At 61.7% G+C, this 14,907-nt stretch carries 15 protein-coding genes; 7 read left to right on the top strand and 8 right to left on the bottom strand.

Translation table 11 applies throughout. From position 1 onward, the window contains the following. Positions 1-47 precede the first annotated feature (47 nt). The 4 genes from MPZ60_RS18000 to MPZ60_RS17985 all read right to left on the bottom strand — a co-directional run bounded on the left by MPZ60_RS18000 (position 48) and on the right by MPZ60_RS17985 (position 3,530). Positions 48-1,055, bottom strand: coding sequence for a TRAP transporter substrate-binding protein (locus MPZ60_RS18000; protein ID WP_003065736.1), 1,008 nt, complete (start codon positions 1,053-1,055; stop codon positions 48-50). Positions 1,056-1,176: 121 nt separating this feature from the next. Then, positions 1,177-2,457, bottom strand: coding sequence for a TRAP transporter large permease (locus MPZ60_RS17995; protein WP_034356902.1), 1,281 nt, complete (start codon positions 2,455-2,457; stop codon positions 1,177-1,179). 10 nt (positions 2,458-2,467) lie between these two features. Beyond that, positions 2,468-2,974 carry a TRAP transporter small permease gene (locus MPZ60_RS17990; RefSeq protein WP_012839280.1) on the bottom strand — a complete coding sequence of 169 codons (507 nt, stop codon included), beginning with the start codon at positions 2,972-2,974 and terminating at the stop codon, positions 2,468-2,470. Between the two features lie 19 nt (positions 2,975-2,993). Further along, positions 2,994-3,530, bottom strand: coding sequence for a gluconokinase (locus MPZ60_RS17985; RefSeq protein WP_045840389.1), 537 nt, complete (start codon positions 3,528-3,530; stop codon positions 2,994-2,996). Between the two features lie 182 nt (positions 3,531-3,712). On the opposite strand from MPZ60_RS17985, the gene MPZ60_RS17980 reads away from it, so the two are divergent. Beyond that, a complete protein-coding gene (locus tag MPZ60_RS17980; protein ID WP_034356900.1) occupies positions 3,713-4,786 on the top strand; it encodes a LacI family DNA-binding transcriptional regulator in 1,074 nt (357 codons plus the stop codon). Positions 4,787-4,796: 10 nt separating this feature from the next. On the opposite strand, the gene MPZ60_RS17975 is transcribed toward MPZ60_RS17980, so the two are convergent. Then, positions 4,797-5,381: a GbsR/MarR family transcriptional regulator gene (locus tag MPZ60_RS17975; RefSeq protein ID WP_003053080.1), complete on the bottom strand. Its 585-nt coding sequence runs from the start codon at positions 5,379-5,381 to the stop codon at positions 4,797-4,799. Between the two features lie 251 nt (positions 5,382-5,632). Between MPZ60_RS17975 and MPZ60_RS17970 the strand changes: the two genes are divergently transcribed. Beyond that, a complete protein-coding gene (locus tag MPZ60_RS17970) occupies positions 5,633-6,805 on the top strand; it encodes an acyltransferase (RefSeq protein ID WP_034356926.1) in 1,173 nt (390 codons plus the stop codon). Between the two features lie 62 nt (positions 6,806-6,867). Here MPZ60_RS17970 and rnk read toward each other — a convergent pair whose 3' ends face one another. Continuing rightward, entirely contained in the window at positions 6,868-7,275 is a 408-nt protein-coding gene (gene rnk / locus MPZ60_RS17965; protein ID WP_003063629.1) for a nucleoside diphosphate kinase regulator, read from the bottom strand. Positions 7,276-7,629: 354 nt separating this feature from the next. Between rnk and MPZ60_RS17960 the strand changes: the two genes are divergently transcribed. Continuing rightward, complete coding sequence (locus tag MPZ60_RS17960; RefSeq protein ID WP_052057630.1) at positions 7,630-8,787, top strand: PA0069 family radical SAM protein; 1,158 nt, start codon at positions 7,630-7,632, stop codon at positions 8,785-8,787. A 119-nt stretch (positions 8,788-8,906) separates the two neighbouring features. On the opposite strand, the gene MPZ60_RS17955 is transcribed toward MPZ60_RS17960, so the two are convergent. Together MPZ60_RS17955 and MPZ60_RS17950 are read right to left on the bottom strand one after the other, a co-directional pair. Next, positions 8,907-9,887: a tripartite tricarboxylate transporter substrate binding protein gene (locus tag MPZ60_RS17955; RefSeq protein ID WP_034356899.1), complete on the bottom strand. Its 981-nt coding sequence runs from the start codon at positions 9,885-9,887 to the stop codon at positions 8,907-8,909. Positions 9,888-10,039: 152 nt separating this feature from the next. Beyond that, positions 10,040-10,972 carry a LysR substrate-binding domain-containing protein gene (locus MPZ60_RS17950; RefSeq protein ID WP_034356896.1) on the bottom strand — a complete coding sequence of 311 codons (933 nt, stop codon included), beginning with the start codon at positions 10,970-10,972 and terminating at the stop codon, positions 10,040-10,042. Between the two features lie 175 nt (positions 10,973-11,147). Here MPZ60_RS17950 and phnD point away from each other — a divergent pair, with 175 nt between their 5' ends. The 4 genes from phnD (at position 11,148) to psrA (ending at position 14,900) form a co-directional block, all read left to right on the top strand. Continuing rightward, positions 11,148-12,017, top strand: coding sequence for a phosphonate ABC transporter substrate-binding protein (gene phnD, locus MPZ60_RS17945; RefSeq protein WP_080746137.1), 870 nt, complete (start codon positions 11,148-11,150; stop codon positions 12,015-12,017). Further along, positions 12,014-12,859, top strand: coding sequence for a phosphonate ABC transporter ATP-binding protein (phnC, locus tag MPZ60_RS17940; protein ID WP_034356892.1), 846 nt, complete (start codon positions 12,014-12,016; stop codon positions 12,857-12,859). The genes phnD and phnC overlap by 4 nt, the downstream gene beginning before the upstream one ends. Next, on the top strand, positions 12,856-13,692 hold the full coding sequence (phnE, locus tag MPZ60_RS17935; protein ID WP_003063616.1) for a phosphonate ABC transporter, permease protein PhnE: 837 nt from the start codon (positions 12,856-12,858) through the stop codon (positions 13,690-13,692). Before phnC ends, phnE begins: the two co-directional genes overlap by 4 nt. 119 nt (positions 13,693-13,811) lie before the next feature. After that, positions 13,812-14,900: an iron-containing alcohol dehydrogenase PsrA gene (psrA, locus tag MPZ60_RS17930; protein ID WP_034356890.1), complete on the top strand. Its 1,089-nt coding sequence runs from the start codon at positions 13,812-13,814 to the stop codon at positions 14,898-14,900. Positions 14,901-14,907 lie beyond the last annotated feature (7 nt).

The raw sequence follows: 14,907 nt of genomic DNA, 5'->3' as shown, positions 1-14,907 counted from the left end.
GGAATGAGTCAGAGCCATGCCCGGGGCATGGCTCCATGGTTGGGCGCTTATTTGGCGCGAGCTTGCTTGACGGCTGCCTGCACAGAGTCCCAGGTACCTTGACCCACGGACTTGGCAATGCCGGCATTGACGGTGCCGAGCTTGTCGCGCATGCGGCCTGCTTCGGCGGCTGGCAGCTCGTTGACCTGCATGCCCTTGGTCTTGATCTCGGCCAGAGCCTTGGCGGCTTCTTCGCGCGTGTCCTTGCGCTCGAATTCACGGCTCTTGATCGCCGCATCCTGCAGCACCTTCTTCTCGGCGGGGCTCAGCGTGTCCCACCACTTCTTGCTGACCGTCACGATCCAGGGGCTGTAGACATGGTTGGAGACGGTCAGGTACTTCTGCACTTCATAGAACTTGCTCGAAAGCACCGTGTTGAAGGGGTTTTCCTGACCGTCCACGGCTTTGGTTTCCAGCGCCGTGAACAGCTCTGAGAAGGGCAGGGGAACGGCATTGGCACCCAGGGTCTTGAAGCTGTCCAGGAAGACGTTGTTCTGCATCACGCGCAGCTTCACGTCCTGCAGATCTTCCAGCTTGGTGATGGGGCGCTTGTTGTTGGTCAGATTGCGAAATCCATTTTCCCAATAGACCAGACCCACCATGCCCTTGGGCTCCAGAGTGGCCTTGACCTTCTCTCCCACGGGGCCGTCCAGCACGGCATCGGCCTCCTTGGTGTTGGCAAACAGAAAAGGGGTGTCCCAGATCGCCATTTCGGGCGACAGGCCCACCAGCGTGGCGGTGGAGCCGACCATCATTTCCTGGGCTCCGCCGATCAGGGCCTGCTGCATCTGCGTGTCCGAGCCCAGGGATGCGTTGCCGATGGCGCGGACCTTCATCTTGCCGCCGCTGGCCTTTTCCACTTCCTTGGCGAACATGCGCACGGCACGACCCTGGTTGGAGTCTTCCACCAGGCCGTAGCCGAACCGCACCAGGCGGGGCTTGAAGTCCTGCGCCTGAACGGCACCTGCGGCCAGCAGCATTGCCGTGAGGCCCGCGACTGCAAATTTGATACGCATACCCGTCTCCTTGCTTGATTGGGCCTGGGCCCTTTGATGAAATTGGAACTGTCGTGATGCGCTTGATTGCAGTGCGCACCATGCTATGAATCTAAGATCTTTCATGGATGGCATGCCATTCTCAGTGCATCCATTTGAGCGGACCCGTGACCAGCTGAGGGAAGATCACGAAGAGCACGGCCAGCAGCACATAGACCATCAGGAAGGGATTGGTGCCCTTGATCACGGTTTCCATGCGCAGCCTGCCGACCCCGGCCACCACGTTCTGCACCGTGCCCACAGGGGGGGTGATCAGGCCGATACAGCCCACATAGATGAACATGAAGCCGAAGTACACGGGATCGATGCCGGCCTTGACGGCCAGCGGTGCGCAGACCGGACCGAAGATCAGAATGGTCGGGGTCAGATCCATGGCGGTGCCGACCACGAGCAGGAAGAGCATCATCACGGCCATGAAGAGCATGGGCTGATCCAGCAGACCCGAGAAGCTGTCGGCCAGCATATTGGGCAGGTCGGCGAGCGTGATCATGTAGGCGGTCACAGTGGCCGCACCGCAGAGGAACATCACCACGGCGGTGGTCTTGGATGCACCCAGAAAGACTTCGTAGAGCCTGCTCCAGCTCATCTCCCGATAGACCACCATGGACACGAACAGCGCGTAGACCGCGGCCACCACGGCGGCTTCGGTCGGCGTGAAGACGCCGCCCTTGAGGCCGCCCAGAATGATGACAGGCATCATCATGGCCCAGAAGCTCTTGGCCAGTGCCTTGAGGCGCAGGCCCCAGCTCACGCGTTCACCCGAGGTCAGCTGGTATTTGCGCGCGATGAACCACCAGGCAGCAATCAGAAAGCTGCCCATGAACAGGCCGGGAACGACGCCCGAGAGAAACAGCTTGCTGATGGAGGTGTTGGTGGTGACGCCGTAGATCACGAACGGCATCGAAGGCGGAATGATGGGGGCGATGATGCCGCCTGAAGCCAGCAGGCCGGCGCTGTAGCTGTCGGGATACTTCTGGTCGCGCATCATCGGCAGCAAGATGGTGGCCAGCGCGGCGGTGTCGGCAATGGCCGATCCGCTCATCGAGGCCAGCAGCACGGCTGCGCCGATGGCCACATAGCCCAGGCCCCCCGGGATATGACCGACAAAGGCGCGGGCCAGATCGATGATGCGGCGTGACAGGCCGCCGGCATTCATCAGCTCACCTGCGAGGATGAAGAATGGCACGGCCAGCAGCGGGAAATTGTCGAACCCGGCTTGCAGGTTCTGCGCGAGCAGCTGGGTGTCGAAAAAGTCCAGGTGCCACATCAGTGCGACACCGGTGAGTATCAGTGCATGCGCAATCGGCATGCCGATCACCATGCCGCCGATCAGCACGGCGAGAAAAATCAGGGTAACGACCATGGCGCTCTCCTTACTCCACGCTGGTTTCAGAAGATTCGGATGGGGTGCCGCGCAGCATGTCGCGCACCACGACCAGCAGCATGCCTATGGCCAGCACCAGCGTCGCCGCTGCGCCCAGAGCCAGGGGATAGCCCAGCACGGTGCTGTAGCTGCTCCAGCCGGCAACGACCTGTTCCCAGGAGCCCCACAGCAGCAAGGCCATGCAGGCGCCGATCAGCAGCTGCGAGACCCAGAACAGGACTTTGCGGGTGATCGGGCCGACCCGCGATGTCACCATGTCAAAGCCCAGGTGGGCGCCTTCGAAAGCCGCCACGATGGCGCCGATGGCCACCAGCCACACAAACAGCAGGCGCGAGATCTCCTCATAGGAGACGATGCTGGTGTGGAAAACGTAGCGCAGCACCACGTTGACGAAAACGGCAACCACCATGCCGGCCAGGGCCAGCACCATCAGGCCTTCGGCCAGGCGCTTGAGCCATGGCTTGCGGCCCTGTGCCTCTTTGCGATCTTCAGACATTGGCTGTCTCCTGCTGTCTTTATGCTTGGGATTCGCGCCTTGCCCATTGCCGGGCCGCGAGCGCGATGTCGTTGAGATTCATGGTGGCGCTGACGGTCAGAACATCGGGCTCCTGACGCGGGTCTTCCAGCGTCGTGAACTGATTGGCCACCAGGTCGGGCGAGAAGAAATGCCCGGGTCGGGTCTGGACGCGTTCCAGGGCCGTGGCATAGTCGAGATCGAGAAACACAAAACCCAGCTGCTGGGCGCTGCGCAACTGGTCGCGGTACTTGCGCTTGAGCGCCGAGCAGGTCAGCACCAGGCCGTGTTCGGCATCTGCCTGAGCCAGTCGCTGCGCCAGGCGTTCCAGCCAGCCTTCGCGGTCGGCATCCGTCAGGGCAATGCCGGCCTGCATCTTGGCCACGCTCTGGGGGGAGTGGTAGCTGTCTCCTTCTACCAAGGTCCACCCCAGTTGACGGGCGATGGCTTCTCCTGCGCTCGATTTGCCGCAGCCGGAAACTCCCATGACGACGAGTGCCGACATGGTGCCATGAGGCTGGATCTTGCTTTGAGTCATTTTTGGATAGCGCTATCCGATGTGGTTAAAAAATGAGCAGCCTGCTGCTTTCTGCGATTGGCTTCAGACCTTGGTCGAAGGCAAGTCAGTGCTTTCATCAAGCTGCTTCTACAGACTTCATTTCAAGTCTGGATAGCGCTATCATACTCAAAAAACCTCAGGCATCTGACTAGGAGATTCCCTTGCCTCTCGAGACCCGTACCAAGAGTGAAACCCCGGCAGACAGCGCTTCTTCAAGGCGATCTCGTGCCAGCGGGCGTGTCACCCTCAGTGATGTGGCACAGGCTGCGGGCGTGAGTCCGATGACGGTCTCCAGAGCCTTGCGCGGAGAGCGCAGAGTGGCTGCAGCCCTGGTCGACAAAGTGCGCGAGGTTGCGGCTTCTCTGGGTTATGTGCCCGATCTGGCTGCACGTGCACTGGCCTCGCAAAAAAGCACCCAGGTGCTGGTACTGGTCCCCATGCTCTCCAACACCTTGTTTGTGGAGGTCCTGGAGGCTGTGCACAAGGTGCTGTTTGCCCAGGGCTATCACATGCTGATCGGTGTGACCCACTACGACCCTGCGGAGGAAGAGCAGTTGCTGCGGGCCTATCTGCCCATGCGGCCTGCCGGGCTGTTGCTGACCGGGTTTGATCACAGCGAAGAGTCGCGGAAATTATTGGCTGCCAATCCCGTGCCGCGCGTGCATCTCATGGAGTTGCGCGAGCCCGGCACGGGGCCCGATTGCTACAGCGTAGGTTTTTCTCAGATTGCAGCTGGCGCTGAAATGACCCGTCATCTGCTGGACAAGGGATACAGACGCATCGCATTTTGCGGAGCCCAGCTCGACGCGCGTGTCATGCAGCGTCTGGAAGGTTATCGGCAGGTGCTCAAACAGGCCGGCCTCTATGACCAGAGCCTGGAGATTCTCAATCCCGAGCGTTCATCGCTGGCGCTGGGTGCAAGGCAGTTTGAGACACTTCTCAAGGCGCAGACTACGGTGGATGCCATCTTTTTCTGCAATGATGACATTGCACAAGGCGCATTGCTGGAGGCCAATCGCATGGGGGTCAAGGTGCCGCAGCAGGTTGCGATCGCCGGGTTCAACGACCTTCCTGGCAGTGATCAGATGGTGCCGCCTCTGACCACTATCCATACACCCAGGGATGAAGTGGGCAGAAAAGCTGCCAGCATGCTGCTGCAGTTGCTGGCAGGGGACACCGTCAGAGAGGCCAGCGTGGATCTGGGCTTCAGGCTGGTGCCCAGGGCCAGCACCTGAGTTGTCGGCGTCAGGCTTCCGAGCCTGACTTGCCTCGCCCGGTAATCTTGTCTTTCAGGTCCAGCAGTCGCGTCACGGCGGAGCCCATGCCCATGAGCTGCATGGCGGTCTCTGGCGACAGACGCTGAACATCGTCAAACCAGCTCATCAGTTTGTCGATGAGCTCGTGCATATCGCGCATGCGCTGCTGGGCGTAACGTTCTTCGTCGGTGCTGGCTTCCTCCATCATGGCGGCACGCAGCATGGACTGCGTGGGCTCGATCTCGCGGCGGCGGCGCTCTTCGGCCAGTCGCTTGAAGATTTCCCAGACATCCTCGGGTGCCTGGAAGTATTCGCGCCGGTCGCCGGGCTGGTGACGCAGCTGAACCAGCCGCCAAGCCTGCAGCTCCTTGAGCCCCATGCTCACATTGGAGCGCGAGAATTCCAGCGTGTCGGCAATCTGGTCTGCGTTCAGCGGCTCGGGCGAAATGAACAGCAGGGCATAGATCTGTCCCACGGTGCGATTGATGCCCCAGCGGCTGCCCATCTCGCCGAAATGCGAAACAAATTGTCGGCTCAGCTCCGACAGTGGTTTGGCTTGCGTCATGGCCTCCATTGTGCCTTTGCCCGGGGTTCTCAGTGGGGCAGGGAAATCAAGCCGGAGTGCAATCGCTCTGGTTTTGTTCATGCTTGGCGCATGAAGCTCGCGCAGATATGTTTCGTAAAACTTGCAACGCTGTCAGCAAATTGTTGGGAATCGGCGCAAAATCGCCATCCTGTTTTAAGTCGGCTTTTTTACGTTGCCTGTTGCCGGGCAAACTCACCCTGCCGCCGGGCAGCCCATGGGCTGCGGGCGGCCGTGATCTGATGGTTCAAAGTTCTATTTCCTCTCATTCCCGCAGTGCCCTGATCGACTGTACCAAGGGGCTGGCTTGTGCTGCCATCGTCTGGCATCACCTGGCTTTCTACGGCCCCATGTCCGATGTGGCTCACCCTGTCATGCCCGACCTGCTGGACTGGCTCTATGAGTACGCCCGTATGGCCGTGCAGATCTTTCTGGTGATCGGCGGTTTTCTGGCTGCAGCCAGCCTGGCTCCCATGGGTCTGGCGCGGTTTGATTCACCCTGGTCCAAGATCGGCAAGCGCTTTGTGCGTCTGGTCGTACCTTATGCCGTGGCACTGGTGGTGACGATTGTGGTGTCTGCGGCGATTCGTCCCTGGTTCGATCACGAGTCCGTGTCCGCCGACCCCGATCTATGGCAGCTCATGGCCCATGCTTTGCTGCTGCAGGGCATTGTGGGCGAGGAGTCACTGTCGGCTGGTGTCTGGTATGTGTCCATAGACTTTCAGCTGTTCGCCGCGACCGTGCTGTTGCTGGCCGGAGTGCGCTGGCTGCAACAATGGGCGCTGAAGCGCTTGGGTGCTACGGCCATGAAGCGCTGGTGGCCCTGGGCTGTGACTGGCATGCAGGGGCTGGTGGTTGTGGGGACGGCAGCTTCGTTGCTGAGCTTCAATCTCGATGCAGACCTGGATGTCTGGGCGATTTATTTCATGGGTGCCTATGGCATCGGCATGATGGCCTTCTGGGCAGTGGCGGCAGACAAGCGCCTGACGGCCTGGAGCTGGGGCATGCTGATTGCTGCTCTGATCATCGGCGCGCTGGTCTATGAGTGGCGCGACCGCATTTTTCTCGCCGGCGTGACCGCGATGCTGCTGATCGTTTGCATGCGTACCGAGGTCATTGCCCGCTGGCAGGGTTTTGCGCCGCTGCGTCGCCTGGGAGAGATTTCCTACTCGGTATTCCTGATTCACTTTTCCATCTGCCTGCTGGTCAACGCAGTGGTCAACCATTTCTGGCATGGTTCGGTCACAGCCGCCGTGGTGGGCATCCCGTTTGCCTTTGTGCTTTCACTGACTGCCGGCTACGCGCTGTATCAACTGGTGGAGCGCCATGTTTCGTCATGGAGTCAGGCCCTGCGCTGGCAGGCAGGCTTGATCGGCGCGGGTCTGCTGACCACCATGCTGGCCGGCTTGCGCTGAGTCTGATCCAGGCAACAAAAAAAGCAGCTCCGGTGAGCTGCTTTTTTGTTGGGTGAGCCGGTTCAGCGATGGAGCTCGCCCGCGCTTTCGGGCTGGAACTCGATGGCATCCACGCGCACGGTTACCTGACCGGTAGGGCTGGGCATCTTGAACTCATCGCCCACTGACAGGCCCAGCAGGGCGATGCCTACCGGCGCAAAGATGGAGACCTTGTCGGCGCTGCCATCCATATCCTTGGGGTAGACCAGTGTCAGCGTATTGGTCTTGGCGATCTCGAGAATGGTGAAGCGCACGGTGGAGTTCATCGTCACCACGTTGGCGGGTATTTCTGCGGGGTCGAGTACATCCGCGCGGTCCAGCTCCGCCTCCAGTGCATCACGGCCGGGGAACTGGCTGTTGTTCTTTTCCAGCAGCGATTCAATGCGATCCAGGTCCAAGGAGGACAGAGTGATATTGGGCTTGCGCTCCATGTAGTAACTCCCTTGCGAGATGGTGTGGTTGGCGCTTTGGCGTTGCGCAAACGGACAAAAGCCCGGGCAACGGTGTTGTCCGGGCCAAGGCATTCAGTGAAAGGCACCAACTTGGTGCATTGAAGGGATTGTCGGCGCTGAATCGCAAACTGCCAAGCCATCTCGCACTCACTGAGTGCGGATTGACTTTGAACTTGCTCTAGTTAATGGAGCGTGCTAAGCCTGTAGAACAATGGGCGCAGTCATTTTCTATCCAGATCTGACTCAATCAACCCTCACCGTATTGACCGGGATGCAGCCATGGTCAGTGCTCATTTCTTGCAATGAATAACTGTATTTATGTACAGTTGTTTTATGAAGAAACTTTCCTCATCCTCTGGGCTGGAATCCATTCGGACCGATGTGCCGGTGCGGCTCATCAAGGGGCGAGGGGCTGCCAGCCAGATCACGCACCGGTTTGCACGGGAGCTGCGCCAGGGTTTCGATGACGGCTGGGGCAAGTCCGAACAGGATGAAGGAAGCGAAGAGGGTGAGGAGGTCAAGACCTGGTGCACCCATCTGGAGTGGGAGCGGGCCAAATCAGCCCTGAGCCGCCATGAATCGCCCGATCTGCCTTTTCATCTGGGGCTCAATCCCTATAGAGGATGCGAGCACGGATGCATCTATTGCTATGCCAGGCCCACGCATGGCTATCTGGGCTATTCGCCGGGTCTGGATTTCGAAACCCGGCTGATTGCCAAGCAGAACCTGCCCGAGGTGCTGCTCACCGAGTTATCCCGGTCCAGCCATGTGGCGGCCCCCATCATGCTCGGCTCGGTCACGGACTGCTACCAGCCTGTGGAGCGCGAAGTCGGGTTGACGCGCCGCGTGATAGAGGTCCTGGCGCAGGCCAGGCATCCGTTTTCCATCGTCACCAAGGGCAGCGGCATCGAGCGCGACCTTGATTTGCTGGTGCCGCTGGCACAGCAGCATCTGGTGGCCGTTTATGTGACGCTGACCACCTTGCAGCCCGAGCTGGCCCGGCAGCTGGAACCACGCGCCGCTGCGCCGTATCGACGGCTGCGCATGATTCGGACCCTGAGCGAGGCCGGCATACCCGTAGGCGTCAGCCTGGCACCGCAGATTCCGTTCCTGAACGACGATATGGAGCAGGTGCTGGCTGCAGCCAGCGAGGCCGGTGCAAGACAGGCTTTTTATGCAGTACTGCGTCTGCCGTGGGAAGTGGCTCCGCTGTTCAATGAATGGCTGATGCTGCACTATCCCGAGCGCGCCCAACGCGTGATGGAGCGTGTGCGGGATCTGCATGGGATCAGCGAAGCGGGCAGAGCCGACGGCAAGGTCTACAACAGCAGGTTTGGCCAGCGCATGAAGGGAACGGGCGCCTGGGCCGATATGCTGGCGCAACGCTTTGCATTGGCCTGCCGCAAGCTTGGGCTGAACCGTGAGCGAGTGCAACTGGACTGCGATCAGTACCATCATTCCTTGCTGTCGCCGCAGCAAAGTCTTTTCTGATGTTTTGTCTCAGCCCGTTGCGTGCCGACTCGGAACGGGTCGAGGCAGCGAGCTGCAGCTGCCCGGTTGCAAGAAGCCGGAATCTGGCGTGACTCCGGTCTTTTGGACACCTGAACTGACTACTGAGCTTGGTAATCAATGGACTTGAGCAAGGCCTGCTGGCGCTGATAGGCCTTCTGCAGTTCGCTCATCAGTGCTTCCGGGGTCGCGTCGGTGCCCGACTCCATGCCCATGTCCCTGAGTCTGGCTTCGAGCTGGGGCTGCTTGAAATACTGCAGCGCGATCTCTCTGACCCTGGCCTGCACATCGGCAGGGATATCCGGGCGCGACCAGACGCCGAACCAGCTTACCTCGGACAGTTGCGGGTAGCCCAGTTCCTTGAAGGTGGGCACATCGGGCAGTTGCACCATGCGCGTAGGGTAGTTCACGGCCAGCGGCTTGACCTTGCCGGCCTTGATCAGCGGCAGGGCGGTGGTGAGCCCGTCCATCATCAGCGGCACATGGCCGCCCATCAGGTCACTGAGCGCCGGAGGGGAGCCCTTGTAGCCCAGGTGCTTCATCTTGATATTGAGCAACTGCCCTAGCAGCATGCCCGAGGTATGGCCGCGCATGCCCGTGGCATACGAGGCAAAGTCCAGTCCGTCGGCCTGCTTTTTGCCGTAGTCGGCCAGCTGCTGCAGATTACTGACCGGGAAGTCCTTGTTGGCAATCAGCACCAGACCGTTGCGACTGAGTTGGGCCAGTGGTTTCAGATCCTTGAAGGGCTGATAGCTGACTTTGTAGGCCAGCGGCGTCTCGCTGACTATGCCGCCCTGGATCAGCAAGAACGTGTGGGCGTCCTTGCCGTTGGCGAGCAGGTCGTTGACGGCCAGCACGCCGGCCGCGCCGGGCTTGGATTCGACAATCACCGGCTTGCCCAGCTGTTTTTGCATGCCGTCGGCCAACAGGCGGGCCAGCGAGTCGGCATTGCCGCCGGCCGGGCCGCCCACCACCAGGCGTATGGGCTTGACGGGCCAGGGCGCTTGCTGCGCCATGGCCGCTGCACTCAGGCTCATGCCGGTTGCCAGAGCAACGGCCTTCCAGAGCATGGTTTGTTTCATCATTGTCTCCTCTGTTTTTTGACTGCCCGGCAGCTGGTTCCGCACACCGCCGTACCTGGCCGCCGCACCGTCCCGGCGAGAGTCCTGACCGAGGCGCCCGGGCAGTACTGTCAAAAAATTCTCGGCGCAAGGGGGGCAGAGGGTTTGACGAATTACGCCAGCTTCTTGGCCGTTGGAGCGACCAAGGGTTTTGGAGCGGTCCGCAGTACGGGCAGATCAGGGGCCGTACTGCCTTCAATGGCCTTGAGGAAGGAGCGCACCAGCAGACTTTCGCTGCGCTCCCTCATGCAATAGACATAGGTGGTGGTGCTGGCCGGGTCGCCGGCAATGCGCACCGGCCGAAAGCGCGGGTCGGCAATGAATTCGGCTTCGGACACGGCGCCGATGCCCAGGCCGCGCGCAACGGCCTCGCGTATGGCTTCGCGGCTGCCGATCTCCAGCTGGGTGCGGGGCTTCACACCGGCTGCCTGCAGTGCTTTCTCGATAGCGGTGCGCGTGGTCGAGCCTTGCTCACGAAGCAAGAGCGGCAGGCCGTGCAGCTCGCCCAGCTCGACCTGTTCGCGCCTTGCCAGCGGGTGATCGACATGGGCAAACAGGATGATGGCGTGGCGCGCATATTCGCGCGCCAGCAGCTCGGGCCTGTCATAGAGACCGGCCAGCACCGCCACATCGGTGGTGTAGTTCTCCAGATCGTGCAGCACCTGCTGCGAGTTGCCCATGCGAATCGACAGCTTCATGCCGGGGTGGCGGGCGCTGTAGGCCGCCACCATCTCGATCACATGAAACGGCCCCACGGCGCCGATCTTGAGCTCGCCCTGGTTGAGCTGGCCCGAGTCGCGCAGAAAGAACTCGGTTTCGGCCTCCAGCGCGAGCAGCTTCTGTGCCAGCGTCATGAGCTTGTGGCCGGCGCCGGTGAGCGTCATGCGATAGCCCTGGCGATGGAAGAGCTCGATCTGGCTTTGCCGCTCCAGCGTGGCGATCTGGCTGGAAACCGTGGGCTGGCTCAGGCCCAAAGCGCGGGCGGCGGCGCTCAGGCTGCCTTGCTGGGCCACGGCGATAAAGGCTCGGTAGCGGGCGGTGCTCATGCAGGTTTCATCTCAAGGTTTGATCTATGGAAGCTGTCAAAACTGATTCTGAAACCTTCACATGACAGTCATATGTCGTCCCTAATATTTGCGTCAACGCACTGCAATGACGGTGCGACGGCAGCCCGGAAAAGCTGCACTTCACACGCACATGCAAAGGATGAATTCCGTGACGATGACCCGCAAAACATGGCTCAAAGCCGCAGTCGCCAGCCTGACCCTGGCCGCCACCACCGGCGTCATGGCGCAGCAACCCACCGAGTTGCGCGTGGGCCTGATCCCTTCCGAAGACGCCCAGGCCATGATGCGCGCCAGCCAGCAGGTGATGGACCAGCTGGCCGCCAAGACCGGCCTGAAGATCAAGCCCTTTGTGGCCAATGACTACAACGGCGTGATCGAGGCCATGCGCTCGGGCAAGATCGACGTGGCCTATTTCGGCCCCTTCTCCTATGTGCTGGCCAGCCAGTTGGCAAATGCCGAGGCCTTTGCCATTCCCGTGGCCAAGAAGTCGGGCAAGAGCTCGTACAACAGCATCATCATCAGCAAAAAGGACAAGGGCCTGGGCGCCGTGCCCCAGTTGCAGGGCAAGACCTTTGCCTTTGTCGATCCCAGCTCGGCATCGGGTCATCTGTTTCCCAAGGCCGGCCTCAAGGGCGAGGGCATCGATACCGACAAGTATTTCTCCCGCGTAATTTTCTCGGGCTCGCACGACGCCAGCATCATGGCTGTGGCCAACGGCAAGGTGGATGCGGCGGCCGTGGCCGATCCCATCTTCCAGACGGCAGTGGCCAAGGGCCATGTGAAGGCCGAGGATTTCCAGGTTATCTGGCGCTCCAAGGACATCCCTGAGTCGCCCATGGCCTGGCGCAAGAACCTCGACGAAGCCACCAAGAAGAAGGTGGCTGCGGCACTGGCCGAGATCAAGGGCCTGCCCTGGGGCGACCGTGGCGAGCTCAATGGTTTTGCGCCCACCAACGATCAGGCCTATGACGTGGTGCGCCAGACCGCCAAGGCGCTGAATCTGGACCTCGGGAAGATGAAATGATCAGCATCCGCAATCTGCGCAAAAGCTATGGCAGCAACCATGTGCTGCATGGCATAGACATGGATGTGAAGGCCGGCGAGTTCGTGGTCATGCTGGGCCTGTCGGGTGCCGGCAAGTCCACCTTGCTGCGCTGCATGAACGGGCTGAACCAGCCCGACAGCGGCCAGCTGCAGGTGGGCGGCATCGATCTGATGCGCAGGCACTCGCGCCGCGAGCTGGCCCGCCATGTGGCCATGGTCTTCCAGCACCACAACCTGGTGCAGCGCCTGTCGGTGCGCAAGAACGTGCTCACGGGGCGGCTGGGTCAGGTCGGCACGCTGGCCTCGGTGCTGCAGCTGTTCAAGCAAAGCGATATCGCACTGGCCGATGCATGCCTGCAGCGTGTGGGCCTGGCCCACAAGGCCGATGAGCGCACCGAAGCGCTCTCGGGCGGGCAGATGCAGCGCGTGGGCATTGCCCGTGCCTTGGCGCAGCAGCCGCAGCTGATTCTGGCCGACGAGCCCGTGGCCAGCCTGGATCCCAAGACCGCGCGCAGCGTGCTGCAGTATCTGCGCGATGCCACGCGCGAGCTCGGCATTGCCGTGGTCTGCAATCTGCACCAGGTTGATTACGCCCGGGAGTTTGGCGATCGCATCGTCGGCCTGTCGCAAGGGCGCATGGTGTTTGACGGCGTACCGGCGATGTTGGACGAGGCTGCGCTCAACGCCATCTACAGCGGCGAGCCTCAGCCCGCCGGACATACCCCAGAGCAGGGCGCTGCGCTGCATCTCAGCAGCACCGCAGTCGGCAACTGGCTGCCCGGGGCGATGTCGCCAGCCACTGCCGCAGGAGGTCTGCAATGAACAGCCAGAGCTTGAAACAGACCGATCGTTGGCAATGGACGGCGGGGCGCCCCGAAAGCACTGGCGGCTGGCTGGGCTATGCCGCAATGGCCTTGGCCATCGGCTGGGTGCTGCACTGGAGTGCTGCGGGCGCGCAGATGAGCTGGAGCGAGCTGGCGGGCGGCATGCCGCAGATTGGAGACTTTCTATCACGCTCGGTGCCGCCGGACTGGAGCATGCTGCCGCGCCTGTGGGCACCGGCGCTGGAGACGATACAGATCGCCATCTGGGGCACGTTGCTGAGCGTGATTCTGGCCCTGCCTTTGTCTTTCATTGCCGCCAGCAATCTGCACGGCTGGCACTGGCTGCGTCGCATCACGCGCCAGTTTCTCAATGTGATCCGCAGCATCAACGAGCTGATTCTGGCGCTGGTATTTGTCTCGGCCGTGGGCCTGGGCCCCTTCCCCGGTGTGCTGGCCCTGGCCCTGCACGGGATGGGCATGCTGGCCAAGTTCTTTGCCGAAGCCATCGAGGAGATCGACGACGGCCCGCTGCAGGCCTTGCGCAGCGCCGGTGCCAGCCAGCTGCAGATCATCGCCTTCGGCGTGGTGCCCCAGGTCATCACCGCCTGGATTGCCGTGGTGCTCTACCGCTTCGAAGTCAATCTGCGTTCGGCCACCGTGCTGGGCATGGTCGGAGCGGGCGGTCTGGGCTTCGAGCTGGTCAGCAGCCTCAAGCTGTTCCGCTACCAGGAGACTGCGACCTGCATCATCGTCATCACGGTGATGGTGATTGCCGCCGACATGGCATCGAACTGGCTGCGCAGCCGCATACAGCAGGGCACTCGTCACTGATCTCGCTGCGGTGCCGGTGTGCGCCGCAGTGCTTGAACCATCAAAAACATGAGCTATCAGCGCTTGGTACATAAGCGTCAAGGGCCGATTTCGCTCAAAAAACGTCAAAAGGCTTTCTCGTGTGGACCTATCACAACCCCGTGCATATCAGCGTGGGTCGCAACAGTCTCGATCAGCTGCCGGCCTTGCTGGCCGGGCGCAGCTGCCTGCTGGTCACTTTCCCCGAGGCCGAAAGTCTGGGCCTGGTGCAGCGCATGCGCCAGCTGCTGGGAGCGCAACTGCACGGCGTGATCGACAGCATTGCTCCCAATCCCGATGTGCAGTGGCTGGCGCCGCTGTACGAGCAGGTGCAGCGTGACCATGCCGAGGTGCCCGTGATCGTGGCCCTGGGGGGCGGCAGTGCCATCGACTCGGCCAAGGCCTTGATCTGTCATACGCCCGGCGGCCGTTTTGCCGATCTGCTGGCGCTGCTCAAGCAGGGCGGCCAGTTGGGGGTGGGAGGGCACAAGGCCCTGATCGCCATCCCCACCACTGCTGGCACGGGCAGCGAAGTCACGCCCTGGGCCACGATCTGGGATCAGGCCGCCGGCCAGAAGTATTCGCTGCACCAGTCCTGCACCTGGCCCGAGGCCGCGGTCATCGATGCCGAGCTGATGACCAGCCTGCCGGCCGGTGCCACGCTGGCCTCGGGGCTGGATGCGCTGTCGCATGCGCTGGAATCCATCTGGAATGTGAACCGCAACCCGGTCTCCATGGCGCTGTCCGTGCAGTCGGCGCGCCGCACCCTGGCCACGTTGCCCGCGCTGATGCAGGATCTGGATAACCCACAGCTGCGCAGCGAGATGGCCGAGGCGGCGCTGATGGCCGGCCTGGCTTTTTCCAACACCAAGACTGCGCTCGCACATTCGCTGTCCTACGACATCACGCTGCAGCATGGCGTGCCGCATGGCCTGGCCTGCTCGTTCAGCCTGCCCCTGGTGCTGGAGATGGCGCTGGGCGCGGATGCGGTGGCCGATGCGGCCTTGCTCTCCATCTTCGACGCCAGCACGCCTGTAGCGGCCGTCGAGCGTCTGCGCTGCGTTCTGCAAGGGCTGGGCGTTGCCACCGATCCGGCCCACTATGGCGTGCAGCCAGACGCCTGGAGCGCCATGGTGCAAAAAGCTGCCAGCGGACCGCGCGGTCGCAACTTCATACGCTCTCTGAGCTGAGTCCTGC

This window comes from Comamonas sp. 7D-2, from assembly GCF_022749555.1.
In the GTDB taxonomy this organism is placed as follows: Bacteria; Pseudomonadota; Gammaproteobacteria; order Burkholderiales; family Burkholderiaceae_C; genus Comamonas; species Comamonas thiooxydans.
The sequence above is the reverse complement of the archived record's forward strand: the minus strand, read 5'-3'. Positions and strand labels throughout refer to the sequence as shown.